The sequence below is a fragment of the Kordiimonas sp. genome (assembly GCF_965216265.1).
Classification (GTDB): domain Bacteria; phylum Pseudomonadota; class Alphaproteobacteria; order Sphingomonadales; family Kordiimonadaceae; genus Kordiimonas.
Genome location: NZ_OZ244153.1, coordinates 4100615 through 4118556 on the forward strand (window position 1 = coordinate 4100615; position 17942 = coordinate 4118556).

13 protein-coding genes are annotated in these 17942 nt (G+C 52.6%); 11 read left to right on the forward strand and 2 right to left on the reverse strand.

The features are described 5' to 3' along the window. Window positions 1-81 precede the first annotated feature (81 nt). The 6 genes from ACOOGA_RS19050 (at window position 82) to hflX (ending at window position 8432) form a co-directional block, all read left to right on the forward strand. Window positions 82-2364, forward strand: coding sequence for an ATP-binding protein (locus ACOOGA_RS19050; protein ID WP_417461694.1), 2283 nt, complete (start codon window positions 82-84; stop codon window positions 2362-2364). Window positions 2365-2385: 21 nt separating this feature from the next. Continuing rightward, window positions 2386-3777 carry a sigma-54-dependent transcriptional regulator gene (locus ACOOGA_RS19055; protein WP_417461693.1) on the forward strand — a complete coding sequence of 464 codons (1392 nt, stop codon included), beginning with the start codon at window positions 2386-2388 and terminating at the stop codon, window positions 3775-3777. A gap of 41 nt (window positions 3778-3818) precedes the next feature. Continuing rightward, window positions 3819-5192, forward strand: a complete 1374-nt coding sequence (gene trkA / locus ACOOGA_RS19060; protein ID WP_417461692.1) for a Trk system potassium transporter TrkA — start codon at window positions 3819-3821, stop codon at window positions 5190-5192. Between the two features lie 9 nt (window positions 5193-5201). After that, window positions 5202-6644: a potassium transporter TrkG gene (locus tag ACOOGA_RS19065; protein ID WP_417461691.1), complete on the forward strand. Its 1443-nt coding sequence runs from the start codon at window positions 5202-5204 to the stop codon at window positions 6642-6644. Window positions 6645-6815: 171 nt separating this feature from the next. Then, entirely contained in the window at window positions 6816-7061 is a 246-nt protein-coding gene (gene hfq / locus ACOOGA_RS19070; RefSeq protein WP_020398945.1) for an RNA chaperone Hfq, read from the forward strand. Further along, window positions 7062-8432, forward strand: a complete 1371-nt coding sequence (gene hflX, locus ACOOGA_RS19075) for a GTPase HflX (RefSeq protein WP_417461690.1) — start codon at window positions 7062-7064, stop codon at window positions 8430-8432. Window positions 8433-8450: 18 nt separating this feature from the next. Here the strand turns inward: hflX and mazG are convergent, their stop codons facing one another. Then, window positions 8451-9266, reverse strand: a complete 816-nt coding sequence (gene mazG / locus ACOOGA_RS19080) for a nucleoside triphosphate pyrophosphohydrolase (RefSeq protein ID WP_417461689.1) — start codon at window positions 9264-9266, stop codon at window positions 8451-8453. A 103-nt stretch (window positions 9267-9369) separates the two neighbouring features. Between mazG and ACOOGA_RS19085 the strand changes: the two genes are divergently transcribed. The 3 genes from ACOOGA_RS19085 (at window position 9370) to ACOOGA_RS19095 (ending at window position 12058) form a co-directional block, all read left to right on the forward strand. Next, window positions 9370-10299, forward strand: coding sequence for a glycerophosphodiester phosphodiesterase family protein (locus ACOOGA_RS19085; protein WP_420429210.1), 930 nt, complete (start codon window positions 9370-9372; stop codon window positions 10297-10299). A 55-nt stretch (window positions 10300-10354) separates the two neighbouring features. Further along, window positions 10355-10990 carry a phosphatase PAP2 family protein gene (locus ACOOGA_RS19090; protein ID WP_417461686.1) on the forward strand — a complete coding sequence of 212 codons (636 nt, stop codon included), beginning with the start codon at window positions 10355-10357 and terminating at the stop codon, window positions 10988-10990. 171 nt (window positions 10991-11161) lie between these two features. Then, window positions 11162-12058 (forward strand): nucleotidyltransferase family protein, encoded by an 897-nt coding sequence (locus tag ACOOGA_RS19095; RefSeq protein ID WP_417461685.1) that lies wholly within the window; start codon window positions 11162-11164, stop codon window positions 12056-12058. A 623-nt stretch (window positions 12059-12681) separates the two neighbouring features. Here the strand turns inward: ACOOGA_RS19095 and ACOOGA_RS19100 are convergent. Then, window positions 12682-13896: a chondroitinase-B domain-containing protein gene (locus ACOOGA_RS19100; protein ID WP_417461684.1), complete on the reverse strand. Its 1215-nt coding sequence runs from the start codon at window positions 13894-13896 to the stop codon at window positions 12682-12684. Window positions 13897-14346: 450 nt separating this feature from the next. On the opposite strand from ACOOGA_RS19100, the gene ACOOGA_RS19105 reads away from it, so the two are divergent. Both ACOOGA_RS19105 and ACOOGA_RS19110 read left to right on the forward strand, forming a co-directional pair. After that, entirely contained in the window at window positions 14347-16431 is a 2085-nt protein-coding gene (locus tag ACOOGA_RS19105) for a helix-turn-helix domain-containing protein (protein ID WP_417461683.1), read from the forward strand. A 157-nt stretch (window positions 16432-16588) separates the two neighbouring features. Continuing rightward, a complete protein-coding gene (locus ACOOGA_RS19110) occupies window positions 16589-17635 on the forward strand; it encodes a hypothetical protein (protein ID WP_417461682.1) in 1047 nt (348 codons plus the stop codon). Window positions 17636-17942: the final 307 nt, after the last annotated feature.

Sequence of the window (17942 nt, forward strand, 5' to 3'; positions counted from 1 at the left end):
ATGTCGAAGATTAACCCTTTGCAAAAGCCTGAGTTAAACCCGGGTCCACCTAAGCTTCCAAATCGGCGTTGGGCCCGTTTTATGCTCTGGTCAAGGCGCTTGAAGCTCGCAGGCCGAATAGAGATTGTACTCTCTGTTCTCGCCGTGATCTCGGCTATCGCTACCTATATTGTGATGTCGCGCAAGTCAGGGCCATTCGAGCTTGCTTCAGGTCGCACCATGCGTGCGCTTCTTGCAATTAATCTCGCACTTTTGCTCGCTCTCGGCGTAGCCATTGGTCGCTGGTTTGTGCGGATATGGCTATCGCGTAAGGGCATGGCGGCGGGCTCGAGGCTTCAGAACAAGGTCACCGGCTTCTTTATCGCGATTGCTATCGTGCCACCGATTATCATGACAGTATTCTCCGCTCTCTTTCTTGAGTTTGGTATCCAATCATGGTTTAGCGAAAAAGTACGGTCGGCCCTCAATAATTCACTTGAGGTTGCAGAGACTTATATAATCGAGCACCGTGCCTCGATCGAGAAGGACATGCAGGCGATTGCATTAGCCTTCAACCGCCTAAGCCCCTTACAGCAGACAGATAGCCTGACACTCCAGCAAGTAGCCTACAGCGCGCTTAATACGCGTCTGCTGTCTGAGGTTTTGCTGATTGAGATGCAGGACTTGGACACGGAAGGCGCAGTAGTTGCACGCGCGAACCAAGGGCTTGAGCTTACAACATCCCGCCTGCAGAAAAACATGCTCGACCGCGTCCGGCAGGACGGTACTTTTGTGGCGTCAAACACAGCAGACAATACCGTTGTTGGCATGATCCGCCTTAGTGGCTTCTTGCGCCCGACGTACCTCTATGTTGCCCGGGACCTTAACCCGCAAGTGCTTGGGTATCTACAAGCTACCCGAAGCGCGGTAGCAGATTATGAGAGCCTTGAAGGACAACGCAGCAATATCCAGCTTCAGTTCAATGTCGTTTTCATTATCGTAGCGCTGCTTATCCTGCTGGCCGCTATCTGGATCGGTTTGTGGTTTTCCGCGCGCCTTGTAACGCCCCTGTCCAATCTGGTGGATGCGGCGGAGCGTGTGGGGCAGGGTGATCTTGCCGTTCGTGTACCTAGCCCGCCTACAAGCGATGAAGTGGGCACACTCAGCCGTGCATTTAACCGGATGACTGACCAGATCGCGCGGCATCAGGATGCTTTGATTGAAGCCAACCGTGAGCTGGATGAGCGCAGGCGCTTCCTTGAGGAGGTATTGGAGGGCGTATCTGCAGGGGTAATCGGGCTCCAGCAGGACGGTACGATCTTTCTGCCAAACCGCGCAGCGGCGAGCCAGCTTGGCATCGCCTATGAAGACATGATTGGTCACCGCCTGCACGAAGTGATCCCCGAGTTCGAAGGCCTGTTGCGCCAGAGTGAGCAGTCGGTTGCGGGTGAGGTGAAGAGCCAAGTTGTCATTGAGGTGAACGGTGAAACAAGAACACTTCTGGTACGTGTTTTTGTTGAGCGTGGCGAAGATGCTTCTGGCGCCATTGGCGGATACGTCGTGACGTTTGATGATCTGACCGAACAGCTCGCTGACCAACGCACTGCCGCCTGGGCGGATGTTGCCCGCCGTATTGCACATGAGATCAAAAACCCACTCACGCCAATTCAGCTATCAGCGGAGAGGCTTAAGCGTAAATACCTCAAAGAGATAGCCAGCGATACTAAAGTATTTAGTCAATGTACTGACACCATTATTCGGCAGGTGGGGGATCTCAGGCGCATGGTGGACGAGTTCTCGTCGTTCGCGCGGATGCCAGCTCCTATCCTCAAGGAAACAGATATCGCTGATGTGGTGAAACAATCGGTTTTCCTGCAGGACGTTGCGGCGAGCCGCATACAGTTTTCAACCCGTTATCCGGTTGAAACCCGCGCTCTCAAGTGCGATGGCCGTCTTGTTGGGCAAGCCTTGACCAATATCCTCAAAAACGCCGTCGAGTCTGTGACTGCGCGGACCGAGCGTGACATGGCGGACGGAACAGACACCATTGAACCCGGCCTTATTAAAGTAGAGCTGGTGCAGGACAAGGACCGCACCGAGATACGGGTGGATGACAACGGGTTGGGGCTTCCGCAAGAACAGAAAGACCGCCTCATGGAGCCGTATGTTACGACACGGGCGAAGGGAACGGGGTTGGGCCTTGCCATCGTACGGCGCATCATGGAGGAGCACGGCGGAACGGCGCGTATCGCAGACCGCACGCCGCTGGGCGCGAGAGCGGTGCTTGTGTTCTCACACCGCGCGCTTGAGAAGAAGGTCGCGAATGCCGAGGCTGATATTTCAAATAGTAATTCCGAGAAAAGTGGCACAGCAGCCGCCGAATAACGACTAGGGAGTGAGCCAGTTATGGCGCTTGATATACTGATAATCGATGACGAAGAAGATATCCGTGAGCTTGTATCGGGTATTCTGGAAGATGAGGGCTACAGCACTCGTACCGCGCATGATAGCGACAGCGGGCTAGCAGAGATTGAAGCGCGGTTGCCGTCCCTCATGGTCCTGGATATCTGGCTGCAGGGCAGCAAACTTGACGGGTTGGAGATACTTGAGCTCGTGAAGTCGCGCCATCGGGACCTGCCAATCGTTGTTATCAGTGGGCATGGCAACATTGAAACGGCTGTCGCAGCCATCAAAAAGGGTGCCTACGACTTCATTGAGAAGCCGTTTGAGGCTGATCATCTGCTGCTGACCATTCAGCGCGCGACGGAAGCTGATCGCCTGAAACGTGAGAATGAAGAGTTGAAGAAACGTTCAGCTTTCTCTGTCGATATTACCGGTCGAAGCCATGCAATTAACACCGTGCGGCAGAATATCGAAAAAGTTGCTGCAACTAACAGCCGGGTATTGATCAACGGCCCTTCAGGGTCAGGCAAAGAAGTGGCGGCACGGCAGATACATAGCCGTTCACACCGTTCCGGCAGTTCATTTGTTGTGATCAGTGCGGCGTCAATGGAGCCACACCGCATGGAGCAGGAGCTCTTTGGTGTTGAGCAAAACGGTGGGGTGGTAAAAACCGGCCTGTTTGAACGCGCACACGGCGGCACGCTCTTTATCGATGAAGTGGGTGACATGCCGCTACCGACGCAGGCAAAGATTTTGCGGGTGTTGACCGATCAGGCATTTGAACGTGTTGGCGGCAATACCGGCGTTAAAGTTGATGTGCGGGTGATTTCCGCTACCAGCAAGGATCTGCTGAACGAGATACGAGAAGGTCGTTTTCGTGAGGATTTATATCACCGCCTGAATGTGGTCCCGCTGAAGATGGCATCCTTGTCTGAGCGGCGGGAGGATATCCCCATGCTGGCCCAAAATTTCCTCGACGCGTTGGCTGAGGCCACTGGACGGCCAAAGGCAAGACTCGCGGATGATGCAATTGCGGCGCTGCAGTCTTATGATTGGCCGGGTAACGTTCGGCAGTTGAAAAACATAATGGAGCGCCTTGTGATCATGGGCTCGGACGAGTTTGATAGCGAGATCGGCGCAGACCAGCTGCCGCAAGAGATACGCTCTGGCTCTAGCGACCTGTTGCACTCAGGGGGCAACAGCGCCATTATGACCACGCCCCTCCGCGAGGCGAGAGAAGCCTTTGAACGCGAGTATTTGAAGGTGCAAATAAACCGGTTTAGCGGGAACATCTCGCGTACCGCTGCATTTATTGGTATGGAACGGTCTGCGTTACACCGGAAGTTAAAGTCGCTCGGACTGACAGGTGTTTCGCGGAGCGAAGAGGTCGAATAGGGCCGCAGCAATAGAATTTTCAGGAAAGTCGATTTGATACAATGAAGGTTATTGTTTGTGGTGCAGGGCAGGTGGGCTTCAATATAGCGAAGCACCTTGCAGACCAGCATAATGACGTGACGGTTATTGACCGGTCACCCGAACTGATCCGGAAAATCAGTGAATCGCTTGATATTCAGGCGCTGGTTGGGCACGCGTCAGACCCGTCCATGCTTGAGAAAGCCGGTGCTGCCGACGCTGAACTTTTGATCGCCGTTACATGGTCTGATGAAGTGAATATGGTGGCCTGTCAGGTCGCCCATTCGCTTTTCAGCGTACCCACAAAGGTGGCGCGGATCAGAAACCAGACTTACTTGAAACCCATGTGGGGGGATTTGTTCTCGCGGGAAAATATGGCGATCGATGTCATTATTTCTCCTGAGCTTGAGGTTGCGCAGGCATTGCACCGCCGCCTGCAGGTGCCGGGTGCCTTCAATATGGTGCCATTTGTAGACGGCAAGGTACGGCTTATCGGGCTTGTGCTTGATGAAAACTGCCCGGTAGTTGATACGCCGCTCAGGCAGTTGACCGAGCTCTTCCCGAATTTGCAGACCACTGTGGTGTCGGTAGTGCGGAGTAACAAGATATTCGTGCCGCGTAGCGACGATCAGCTTCAGGCCGGGGACGCCATCTATATAGCAGTTGATGCAACCACCACAGAACGCGCCATGGCTGTTTTTGGCCATGAGGAAAAAGCAGCACAGCGGCTCGTGATTGTTGGTGGCGGGAACATTGGGTTGTTCCTCGCAACACTTCTTGAGCAAAACGCGCGTACCAATGTCAAAATCATCGAATTTGATAAAGAGCGCGCTGCGTTGATCGCTGAAAAACTTAAGCACACTGTGGTTATCAACGGTGATGCGCTTGATCGTGAAATTCTGCAGGAAGCGAACATCTCGCAGGCTGACACCATTGTGTCGGTCGCAAACGATGACGAGGTCAACATCTTGTCATCGCTTCTCGCAAAACAGCAAGGTTGTCCAAGGGCCATCACGCTGATGAACAACCCGATTTATGGCAGCCTCGTGGGCTCCCTTGGTATCGATGTTGCGCTCGATCCGCGGGAAACCACAGTTTCAAGCATTGTGCGGCACATCAGGCGTGGGCGTATCCGTGATCTCTACAGCATCTTTGAGGGGAAGGCCGAGATTATCGAGGCAGAGGTTATCGAGGGCTCGCTAGTGGCGGGCAAGGCGATTGGCGCGCTCAGGCTTCATGGGGATGTGAAGTTCGGCATGATTGTGCGCGATGAGGAGGCGCTGGTGCCACATGCAGATACTGTTCTGCAAGGCGGAGACCGGGTTGTCATCCTTGCGCTCTCAGAAGCAGTGAAAAAGATTGAACAGCTATTCTCCGCGCGAGCGGATATCTTCTGATCGCTTATCATGTGGACGAGCCGCCTCTTTTTCCTCGTTGGTTGTTGGATCGTTATCCTGACCTTGCTTCAGCTTGTGCCGTTTTTCACAGCTCTTGCATTAGAGGAAGGCGTTGCCGCCAGTAGCTTCTTTGCGTCCATCTCAGTTGGGCTCCTTGTGGGTGGCTCACTCTATATGGGCTTCCGTTCGTCAGAACGGGTTCGCGTGCGCAAGCTTACCATCCTTTTGCCGTTGGTTGGGGGGGCAGCGCTTGCCTTTGCGGCTGGGTTGCCATTCTTCTTTCTGATGCCTGACGCAGGGCTTGTGACAGCGTTCTACGAGGGCATGTCGCTGATCACGACCACGGGTTCCACCGCTTATGATGATACGATGTCCGAGATGCGGTCCGTTCAGCTATGGCGCTCGATTGCGGCATGGTTTGGTGGCTTTATGGCTGTGTGTGTCTCGCTTTCCCTGCTTACGGCGCTGAACAGTGGCGGTATTCAACTCCACAAATCGGCCTTGCCCTTTGGTGATAGCGAAAAAGGATATCCACGGCTGAGAGCAACGGCGATTACGCTTTGGCCGGTCTACACCCTGTTTACAGCTATTTGCTGTCTGCTTTTCATGTTGGGTGGTATGCCATTTGACGATGCAGTCATGCTATCGATGGCGAGCGTGAGTACCACTGGAATAACACCGAACGGTGGTCATGTCGTCGTGGGGTTTTGGCCCCAACTCATTGTGGTGGTTTTCACCATATGTGCGGCCCTCAGTTGGGATATGCATTATGCCCGGCTCAAGCAGTTGCGCTTCAACTTTCAATTTGGTCTTGAAACTCGTGCGTTCGTGCTTGCTCTGGTCGCGGCAGCATTCGTTTTATTCCTGCTATCGGACGAAGGGTGGCTTGATGCGCTGTGGGGCAGTATTTTTGCGGCAGCCTCGGCAATCACAACGTCGGGCTTTGCCTCCGGCGATAGTCATTTCTCAACGGAGTTGCCGCTGGCTAGCGCCTTGGTCCTTATGGCGCTTGTATGCTTGGGCGGCTCGGTCGCAGGCACATCAGGCGGCATTAAGATGCTGCGCGGTGTTATTCTGGCGATGCTTGGCAAGGCTGAGGTCGAGCGTCTTGCTCTGCCGCACGGGGTACGTGCCTTGCGTTATGAGGGACAAGCGGTACAGGCGAGGGATGTTGAAGCGGTTTGGCTGGTTCTGGGTGGCTTTGTTTTCGTCTTTGTGGTGGGAGTTTTAACACTTGCCATTTTTGGAATACAATTTCAGGAAGCAATCGCCTTGGCACTGTCATCACTGGCGCTTTCAGGTCCGATTGCATTCGCGATAGACCCTTATTTTCCGGGCTATGGCGGCATGCACGACAAAGACTATATTGTGCTTTCCATCCTTATGCTCGTAGGCCGCGTTGAAGCCTCACTCTTCCTTGCTCTTTTCGCAAAGTCCTTATGGCGTGGATAATTATCCTAAACCCTGTTGACCGAAAGCCTAGACCTCTGACATATATGTACCCGCACGCAATCTCCGGTGACGGGGAGTTACTATGGCCTTACTAGCTCACGATAACAGGGGATGCGCGCTATCGCTCTTAAGGCTGATACAAACATAAACAAATAAACATACGGACAGTCCATGTCAGAAAAAAATCAGAACCTCCAGGACGTCTTTCTCAATGCCGTTCGCAAATCCAAAACACCGGTGACGGTGTTTTTAGTCAATGGTGTTAAACTGCAGGGAGTTATAACTTGGTTCGACAACTTTTGTGTGTTGTTGCGCCGTGATGGGCACTCCCAGCTTGTATACAAGCATGCGATCTCTACCGTGATGCCGTCTGGCCCCGTACAATTGTTCGAGCCGGAAAAAGACCTAGAGGGTTAATTGGCAAATAAAACTGATGACCGTTCGGCGAAACAGCCGGGCGGCGGCTGGTCGACGGAGGGCCTTGGCTACCTGCAAGATGAAGGCGCCAAGCAAAGGGTGTATGTTGTGCACCCCTATATCCGTGACCGACGCGAAATCACTCATCTGAAACGTTCACCGGAAGCCCGGCTTGATGAAGCCATGGGGCTTGCTCTGGCTATTGATGTCGAGCTTATCGGGGGCGAAGTTACAGCACTTCGTGAACGGCGGCCAGCAACGCTGATTGGTGTAGGCAAGGTTGATGAGCTCAAGGAAATGGTTGAAGCGGAAGAGATTGATCTTCTCATTTTTGACTGTGAGCTTTCGCCAGGTCAGCAGCGCAATTTGGAGCGCGGCACCAAGTGCAAGGTGATTGACAGAACCGCCCTGATTCTCGAGATATTCGGCGCCCGTGCCAGTACTAAGGAAGGTGAGCTTCAAGTAGAGCTCGCGCACCTTGAGTACCAGCGAAGCAGGCTGGTGCGGTCATGGACCCACCTTGAACGCCAGCGGGGCGGCTCAGGTTTCATGGGTGGGCCAGGTGAAACCCAGATTGAGGCTGATAGGCGCATCATTGCTGATCGCATCACCCGTATTAAACGGCAGCTTGAGCAGGTAACGCGCACGCGCACGCTTCACCGCGCACGCCGCCAGAAAGCACCGTATCCGGTTGTTGCGCTTGTGGGTTATACAAACGCCGGGAAATCCACGCTATTCAACCGCCTGACCAAAGCGGAAGTGCTGGCGGAAGACATGCTTTTTGCCACCCTAGATCCCACCATGCGCGCGCTTGAGATGCCTAGCGGGAAACGCATCATCCTTTCCGATACCGTTGGTTTTATCTCCGAGCTTCCAACCACGCTTGTTGCAGCCTTTCGTGCGACTCTTGAGGAAGTGTGTGAAGCGGATATCATTGTGCATGTCCGCGACGCATCACACCCCGATAGTGAAATCCAGAAAGTGGATGTCGAGGATGTGCTCGCAGATCTCGGTGTTGAAATTACCGAAGAAGGTGAAGGCACGCCAACCATTGAAGCGCTTAACAAAGTAGATTTGATGAGTGACGAAGAACAAGCGGCTCTCGCCACCAAAGATGACCGGGTCAAATATATGGCGGCACTATCGGGGCTGACGGGCGAGGGCTGTGACCGCTTGATAGCCACAATTGACGACCTGCTTGGCACGACCGACCTCCATATGGAGCTGACCGTTCCCTACAGCGACGGGGCTACTCAAGCCTGGTTGCATGCAAACTCCAGTATTATTCGCGAGGAGCACGGAGAAGGCGGTGTAACCTTTGAAGTGAATGTTGACCCTGTTGCATGGGCCAAGTTTTCCAGGCGTCATTAGGTCGGTTGATAAGGAGGCTTATTCGGCCGCTTTTTCCTCAGATTTTGCTTGATCCCAAAGCGCGTCCATCTCTTCGAGGTTCGATTGTGCGGGTTCACGGCCTTGTTCTGCGAGTAGGGCTTCGATGCGCTGAAAACGCCTGACAAATTTGGCGTTTGCACCTCTGAGAGCTTCCTCAGGTTCGATTTTCATGTGACGCGCCAAGTTGGCCATAACAAACAAAAGGTCGCCAAATTCTTCTTTGATACGCTCATGAGGTTCACCGTTCTTATGCGCTTCAACAAGCTCCGTGGCCTCTTCCTGCATTTTATCCAGAACCTGAATGGTGTCTGGCCAATCAAACCCTACACGCGCTGCGCGGTTCTGCAGCTTAAGGGCCCGCAACAGGGCAGGGAGCCCGACAGTCAAGCCATCCAGCACAGAAGGCACGCGCCCTTCGCTCTCTGCTTTCTCGGCTCGCTCCTTAGCTTTTTGGGCCTCCCACGCACTTGTCTGGGCATCGGCATCTTCAATCGAGGCGTCACCAAAAACATGAGGATGGCGCCGCACCATCTTTTCACTCACATTCTGAACCACGTCTTCAAAGGTGAACTCGCCCATCTCTTTCGCCATCTGCGCATGAAAAACCACCTGAAACAACAGGTCCCCGAGCTCGTCCTTGAGCGACGCCATGTCGTTCGCACGGATGGCCTCATCCACTTCATAAGCTTCTTCAATAGTATAGGGAGCGATGCTTTTGAAATCCTGCTCAACATCCCACGGACAGCCGCTTTCCTTGTCTCTGAGGCGAGACATTATCGAGAGCAGGTCCTGAAGGGTATATTGGTCAGACATATGTTTTTTCCGCGAAAAGAGTTGAATTCACCATCAGCATCATGCCTTAAAGATCAGACGTCAAGATCGATCCTGCCGGGGAAGGGGCTAGCTTAAAATGAAGATGCGACACTTATCTGTTTGGTTGTTATCTGCCTGTATTCTGGCGATGACTGTTTGGGCTGAGCCGATACCTGAACCCGCAGAATCTGACGCCCGATATTATATCGAGCTGCCCAAAGGTGGGGCTGAAGCCTTTTTCCGATATACCCCAAACAGAATTCCCCTCATCAGCCACCACCGTGCTGGCCCGGTGCCGGGATATCCTGAAAATGCTATAGAGACCATGGACAACGCACTTCGGTACGGCTTCGGCCTTATGGAGGTTGATGTTGCTGAGTTGAAAGACGGCGGCCTTGTCTTGATGCACGATGATACGCTCGACCGAACCACAACAGGAACGGGGGCCATCAAGGACAAGACGAGCGCGGAGATTGCCCGTCTAAAGCTGGTTGATAATGAAGGGCAGGTAACCGACTACACTGTGCCCACCCTTGAGGCTGCGCTGAAGTGGGCGAGGGGCAAAACGATCCTGACGCTTGATATCAAACGCGGCACAGACTTTAAAAAGGTGGCTGACGCTGTAAGGGCCACTGGTGCAGAGGACTATGCGGTCATAATCACCTATTCATTGGAGCAGGCGACAGCATTCCATCAAATAGCGCCCGAGCTGATGTTGACGGTATCGGTTTACGATGAGGACGGCATTGATGCCTTGGTGCAGAGCGGGATAAATCCATTGAAGATTATTGCCTGGACCGGGACGTCTTTGAAGGAACCTGCGTTTTACACAGCGCTTCATGCTAAAGGTTGGCGCGTGATTTCGGGCACTTTCTCACTTGACGATAAATTGGCAATAAGCGGCGACAATGGCGAGTATATGGCCATATACGCCTCAGGCGTTGATGTTATAGCAACGGACCGCTTCTGGGCTGTGCAGGCGCAGATCAGAAACCCGAACTTATTCTATTTTGTGAGACGGGCTGCGAACTAGATTCCGCTGAGCACTATTGCTTGAGCGGTAGCAAAACATAACAAAGGGGGTTTTTGTGGCTATAACGAAGTATTTGAATTTCAAAGCGCTTGTCGCCGGGGCTGTTTTGTTTGCTCTATGGGCCTATGCGACCTTCGCCGGTGCTTTGGTGGGGTTTGATCGTTGGGGCTTGATGCTGTTCCGAACGGAGACGGGAACACCGATCGGATCTGAAGGCACCCCGGGGCTGGTGACCGCACTTACGCATCTTGGGGACACGATTACGTTAATCATCGTATCCGTAGCGCTACTTGCCTGGTTATTGTCGAAACAGGCCAAAAATCTGGCGATATATGTCGCTGCGGCGATAACCGGGGTGTTCCTGATATCGCCAATCTTCAAGTTTCTTTTTGACCGGGAACGGCCCGATATTGTTGAGCAACTTGCCCATGCTTCCAGCAAGAGCTTCCCAAGCGGCCATGCGCTCAGGTCAGCTGGAATATACCTGATCCTGTATGTTGTTCTGGCAAGTTATCTCTCTGACAAGGCAAAAGGTGCATTGTTTACAATAACTTCAGCTGTGATCCTGCTCACTGGCCTCAGCCGGGTATATCTTGGAGTGCATTGGCCAACGGATATCATTGCCAGCTGGATTATTGCTGTGTCCTGGCTCTTTTTCTGCAAAACCGCACTGACGTTAAGACCTTCATAAGGTCTCAGTGCTACTGTGTGCCTTCCATGAGATCATTGCGTTTGCAAGACCACTCAGCTATGCATGACATGACATATGAGTGAGCGGTTTGCGCTTGGGGGAGTGGCAAACCGTAGTAAAAGCGTCATTTTGGGGGCGCAGTATTTTGGGTAAAGAGGGGGAAAACGGGGCATGAACGAAATGGCCATCTTTGAGTTTGAGGCTAACAATCATCCCGAATGGTCACACGAGTTTCATCCGTATTGGAAATCGACATACAAGGGCGACCGTGACTTCACTGCCGTTGTGCTAGCTGGAACTCGTCGTGCTGACGATCCAGTTGCTGCGCTTATTGGTGGCCAGTTCAAGGCGCTTGTGCCGATATGCGGTGAACCCATGATTTTACGTGTTGTGAAGTCGTTGGCCGGTTCGAGTGCCGTTAAGCGGGTTGTGATTGTTTTTGACGAGCCGGAGCTGCTTTATGAAGCGTGCCCGGGCTTGCGTGAGCCTATCAATGATATCGAGATTGAAGTTGTCCCGTGCCGCGAAACAATTTGCTGCAGCGTGGGTGGTGCCATTGAGGCCGCTGGCGGTCAGTGGCCATACTTGATAACAACGGCTGACCATGCGCTGTTGACCCCTGTGATGGTGGACAAATTTTGCGAGGATGCGCGTGGCGCGTCGGGTTTGGCAGTTGGCTTTGTCGAAAAAAGCTATTTGGATGCGGAGCATCCCAGTTCCAAACGTACCTATCTGCCCTTCCGCGAAACCCAGCTATCCGGCGCTAACTTGTTCGCCTTCCTGAACGAGGATGCGGTGCCGGTGCTTGATTTCTGGCGTGCGATTGAACAGAAGCGCAAAAAACCGTGGAAGCTATTCAAAGCCTTTGGGTATCGCAATCTGGTTGGCCTACTGTTTCGTCGGTTTACCGTTGAACAAGCGTTCGAGCGGGCTTCAAAGGTGTTGGGGGTTAAAGCATGCGCTGTGAAGCTGCCGTTTGCTGAGGCTGCCATCGACGTAGACAGCGCAAACGATTATGAGCAGGTGACCAAGATATTGGAGCTGCGTGAGGCAGTTGCAACTGTCTAAACCCATCATCTGAATGGTTCTAGAGAGAAGGCGGTCCTATTCGGAGGACCGCTTTTTTCTTACGTGAGAATTGCAGTGAGGACATTTGAGTTGGCGCCTCATCAACAGAATATGTTGCGGGATGCCTACATTGAAGAAGTGGCCGCATGATCCACAACGCCGACGACGGCGTAACAGCATGTGCACACCTGTCGCGACAAGCACCAAGCCGATTACGGCAGCGATTTCAATCGCAGGCACGATGATCAGAACTGCAGGCATTGCCAGAAATATGAAAAAAATCCCAAAGAATTTGTCGGCTGTCGTCATTATTATGTAACCGTCCATAGCTTTCGTTGAACGCGATATTGTTCTCTATCTACGGAATACAGGATAGTCGTAAACAATCAATAAATGCTTAAAATTTTAGTAATAAGTTTATTTACTAAACCAAAGGTTTAGTAGTGGGAATTCTGAAACGATTCTAAGGCAAAAGAGTGCGGTATCATGAAAAAATGGCGAGAAACTAAATACTTGGTAGCCTTCCAAAGGTGTAGTATTCGGTTGCCAGCGGCAAGAATGAAAGGCCTCTTAGCATCCAATTCACATAAATGTGAGGTAGTATGGGGTAAAATAAGAAGTAGCTAATCTTTCGACGTGACCTCTTCAAGCTTCTGCTGGATTGAGCAACGAGCTGGTTCGACGAAAGCGCCGACCCAAGCTTCCTGAGGCTGTCCTGTACAAAAATCAACACCCTCATAACCGTGTGCAGCACGCATAAGCTCCTCGGGCTCATAGGCACTAAGGTCAAAGCGATCCTTACCTGGGAAAAGCTCACTCAGGTCATCTTCCACAATATTGTTCACCTCACGGAAGCGGCCATTATCTCGGCCTTTAATGCGTCCTTCAATTACGTTATTTGCCATGAGTGCAAAGCTACCGGAATAGCGAACGTCGACCCCTACGGTATTGATGATGGTGTTGTTTATCATCCGCGTGCTGGCCGCGTTATTGAGGTAAACCCCTACATCAGCAGGGCAATTCATGATGACGTTAGATTTCAGTGTGCCTTTATAGTGCTGAATTTTGCACGAGCGCCCCTGACAAAAGCGTGGATCGGTTGTACCACCCCCTCCGAGTGATAGACCGAGACGGACACCACCCTGATGGCGCCACTCACAAATTACCAGATTCCGTTCGAAAAGACCGTTGTCAGAGTTCCCTTTAAGGAAAGCTGCGTAGCTGATGTTATTGCCACCACCCTTGTGGAAATCTGCAATGAAGTTCCCGATAACGGACCAATACCGCCCGCCAACCACATCAATGGTTGTTACCGGGTTACCGGTTTGGCGGGGCCGGCGGTTGAAAATCTGGTTCCCTTCGATCAAAACATGATCGGGAAAATATTGTTGATTATCAATAATTTGCCCATTGCCTTTAATGGCGGAGTTGAAGTCAATCAGCCGGTTATTGCGTATAGTGGTGTGGTCCGCCGTTCCAACAATCTGGAAGGCGTGCTCGCAGTGCCCGTCATTGTCGCAGACCCCCACAAACTCAAGGCCTTCAACGATCCAATGTTCACCTTTAACCTTGAATCCAATAGACTTTGAAACTTCGATCACGACCTTACCAGCCGTGGAAGGCCTTATAGTTATTGGGTTTTCGGCGGTTCCTGAGGCTTCGAGCTGAACGGTTGAAGGTAGCCTGTAGATGCCGGGGTAGACCGCAAAGACATCACCGGGCTGAGCGTCTTTGATGTATTTGTTGAAGTCATCATCAGCAATTAATATCTCGTCAGCGATTGCCGGGCTTGATCCAAGCAAAAACAAGCCAATAAGCAACTGAAACAAGGTCTTCATGGACGATATCCTCTGCCTGATGTTCAACTTTGGGCTTTACTTTAGCTGCACGCCCACATGAACTCAATGATATAGTCGGGCCGCTCTGATGTGTGGCATTCACCTGAAATCTGTGGCGGAATCTGCGGAATCGTGTGGCGCAGGTGTGGCGTGGATTTTTTACGCTTTTTGCGATTATATCCACAACGTAACCCTTTGTAATTAATTGATATAACTAGGGAACTAAACCGTGAGCGGTTGACCTTCAGCTGTGGCATAGGCTAGCGTGCTGCTGCGCCACAGGCAGTTGGGTTGTGTCTTGGGCGATATTTCGGAGCACAGCTGATGTTTTGGGGAGGGTGATGTGCTGCTGTTATGCCGATGGGGAAAAATGCTACACTCGGTCACACCGGGTCAGCTACCGCACACCATAGGCCTGGCCGCGCTAGCACCTAGGGTGGATAGCAAACCATGATCGTATTTTCCCACTTCACGCTGCTGATTTTGTCGGTTGCTCTTCTGCTAGTGGTTGCCATCATCGAAGTTGCGCGCAGCACACACCGTGACAAGCGGCGGAAATGGCTTTTGTGGCACCTTATTGCCACGCTTGCTTTTTGCATTTGTTCCCTTGCGGATGAAAGCATCTATACCCCCAGCGTACGCATCTCATACTACTTGGAATATCCCACCATCCTGACCGCAGCGCTCCTGTACGGGGAGCTTTGTTATGCGGTTGCGGGACTTGGGGGCAGTAAACAGCTGAAAATATACCGGGCCGTGGTCTATAGCGTCACGGTCATATGGCTCGTGGCGTTTTTACACGCTCTCTATACCAATCTGGACTTTACCGCAGCCATCTATGGCCAGCTTCTTGTGCTGCCGATCATGCTGTTTTGCTGGCCGCTGGTGATTTTTTCCCGCGAGCTGTTCAAGAATGACGTACGTTTCCTGAGCCCTGCGACCTATGCCGCTGCCGCGCCGCCCATATCTGACGCCAACAAGGCGATGATCGGCTTCCTGATCACCACGTTTTTGCGCCTGCTTAGCTCCGCTGCGCCGGTTTTTGGTCGTATTCCAGGCATGCCAATGGAATTTGTGTACGGCTTTTTCTTCACCAATAACCTGCTGATCGTTGCAGGTATGGTGATTACCTTCCTGGCTTATATTGAAAAGCGTGCAAACCTTGCTGCCCGCATTACCGGGGTGCTTTCGGTTGCTGTGTTGATGACATCGGTGTTTGTAACGCTGGCATTTTTTGCTGACCGCCCGCCCATGCGCGGGCAGGATATGGCCATGCTGCGTCAGGGCGGTGTCGAGATCACCCCGCTGGGGGGCGGCTACCGCGCCACAAGCACGGCCGGGTTTTCACAACCGGAGGAGCTTGTACGGCTCACCCATGAAGAAAAAAGGGCGGTCAATATACCGCTGCCGTTTGAGTTTCCGTTCTTTGGGCAGTCGTACAGCCGCCTCGATATTTTCCCTGATGGGCAAATTTCACCAACAAACACCAATGATGCGGGGCATATCGGGCTCTGGGAAGTGTTCTTCTGCCGGGACAGCGAGCCGGTGATTGCGGTTTTCTGCCTGTCGGGGGAGGAGTTGAACATCTATGTCGCCTCTACGCCTGACGTTCAGCACATCGTTTGGATGGTGCCGGAGGAGGACACAGGCAGCCAGGCCTCAGTGGCCTTTGGTGCTGCACTCCGCCCTGATGGCACCATCAGCCTCGCGTATGACGCTTTCCCGGTCACCGCGTCGCTCAGGCGTGCCAATGCAATCGGGATATTTGATGGCGCTGTCTGGCCGCCGGATTCGCTCACCCTTGCGGATATGCCGGTCGCCAGCACAGGTGGCTCATTATGGTTTGACCTGACACTCGGGCGTCGCCTTGCCACGCATGACAAGCTCTATCCGCTTGCGATTATGCTCATCATCATCATCGTGCTGTTGCTGGTTTTCCTTAGGCCTTATCTCAGTCGTGTCATTGTTAAACCGCTTGACCGTATCCGCGCCGGGGTAAAGCAGGTGGATGAAGGTAATCTGGACCATAGGCTGGATGTGGGCATTGAAGATGAGGTGAGCGATATCGCCCACGGTTTTAATGCCATGCTGCACTCGCTTGACCGGGCACGGCAACGGGTGGATGAGCAGACAGAATTGCTAGAGGCTGAAATTCAATACCGCACAATTGAAGCCGCTAAAAAGATCGACCCGGACATCTTGTCGAAAGATCAGGTGTTTGAGCAGAAACTGAGGGCTGCGATCGAGGAAAACCTTGGTGATTTCAACTTCCAGGTGACAGAGCTGGCCGAGGCGCTGGCCGTCAGTACACGGCAGTTGCACCGCCGGGTGGTGAACCTGACGGCACAAACACCCGCAGCGCTTATTCGCACGCTCAGGCTGGAGTATGGCCACAAAATTCTGAGCGCACGTGCCGCCAATGTGTCAGAGGCCGCGTATAAATGCGGGTTCAGGGATGTGAGCTATTTTACTAAACTGTTCACAAACCGGTACGGGAAATCCCCGTCAGAGCTTTTGAGCAACAGCCCGCAATAGGGCAGACCTACTGCAAACCCGCGCGTGAGCCCGGACAAACCTGCCATATGAGGCGACATTCCTGCCATGGCGGGAAAGTCGTACCCGCTGGCAGGATTTTCTTCCCAAGCCCCTTTAAACAAATAAGTCTAGATATCCGGCAACTGAGGGGCTTTCCATGTCACCGTCATCCATTATCGCAGCGCTGAAAAAACGTAACGAACCTACGCTTTCCTCTGAACAGGAAGATGATGTCGAGCTGTCTATCAGCAAAGCAGATGTGCAACCGGGAGATATCCTGCTGCTGCACTATGTGCCGGAAGACAACAAAGTTGCCGAGATGCTGAAGCTTCTCAAGCTGGCGCATCAGGCGGTTGAGGACTGGAAACACTGGGCGGACTATGACAAGGAAACCCGTGAAGCGCATTTTGCGGCCCTTATGCCGCTTATCCATTTTGCTATCACAGCGTTTGACAATAACCGCTATTTCCATGCCGCCATTGTTGGGCAGGACGCGGATCATGAAAAAGTCGTGATTGAAGCTGGCCCCAAGGGCATCATGCAGACACCCTTGAAGGACTATTGGGATGGGCCGATCAGTGTTTGCCGCTACTATAAGGATGCCGTGTCCCTTGGTGACAAGCTATTGCCTGCTGAGCCGGTGCTGAAAAAAGCGAAGGCTCTCTATAAGGCAGGCGATATTGAATACGGCTATTATCACGCAGGGCTTCTGGCTATCTGGTGCCTGTTCAGGGCAGGGGAAGATACTGTAATGAACCGCCTGCATGCAGCCTTGGTGCTTGCGTTCGGGGCGCAGGCGACAGACATGCTTTTCAAGCTTATTGGGCCAGAGACCATTAAGCTGTTTTTTGTGGATATTTTCCACCGGGCGCTTGATCGCTGGCGGCAGAAAAAACACCTTGTGTGCTCGGAAATGGTGGCGGTTTGTTTTAATCAGGCCGATAGCCTCGGTACCTATACCATCAGCCGTAAGCTCGCGGAGCAGAACGACGAACCAGCGGATATGATGGGCACGAAGGAAACAGCTATGACTTCTGAGCTCGAAGAAGCGGTTCGTGCTCTGGGCGGTGCTTTCAAAGGGCTTGAGATCGACCGTCCTCTCAGAGCTGTAGATGTCGCGTTGGCGCTTGTAAGCAGTGACGTACTTTATACGCCTTCAGACCTTGAACGCTCCATCAGCACCTTCACAATTGGGCAGCTCTAACTCACCCAAGCAATCCTGTATATTCATTCAAGGAGCCCCTCACCATCCGGTTAATTCCGGGTGGTGTTTTTTTGGGCAACTTGCTGCAGGCACCGTAAGTTGCGGAATTCAACTGACGTTACGGCTCCCCTCTGTTTCAAGCAAATTTACCACAGGAAATTCCTGCCAATTCACCCTGACATTTCTGCCAATGCAGAAAATTCAAGGCTTCTGGCAGGATTTTCCTGAGTGATCGTGGGACCTTAGCAGTGAGATATGAACGCGCCAGATCAGACTGAAGTGTTGGGCTGAAGTATGAGACTGAAAT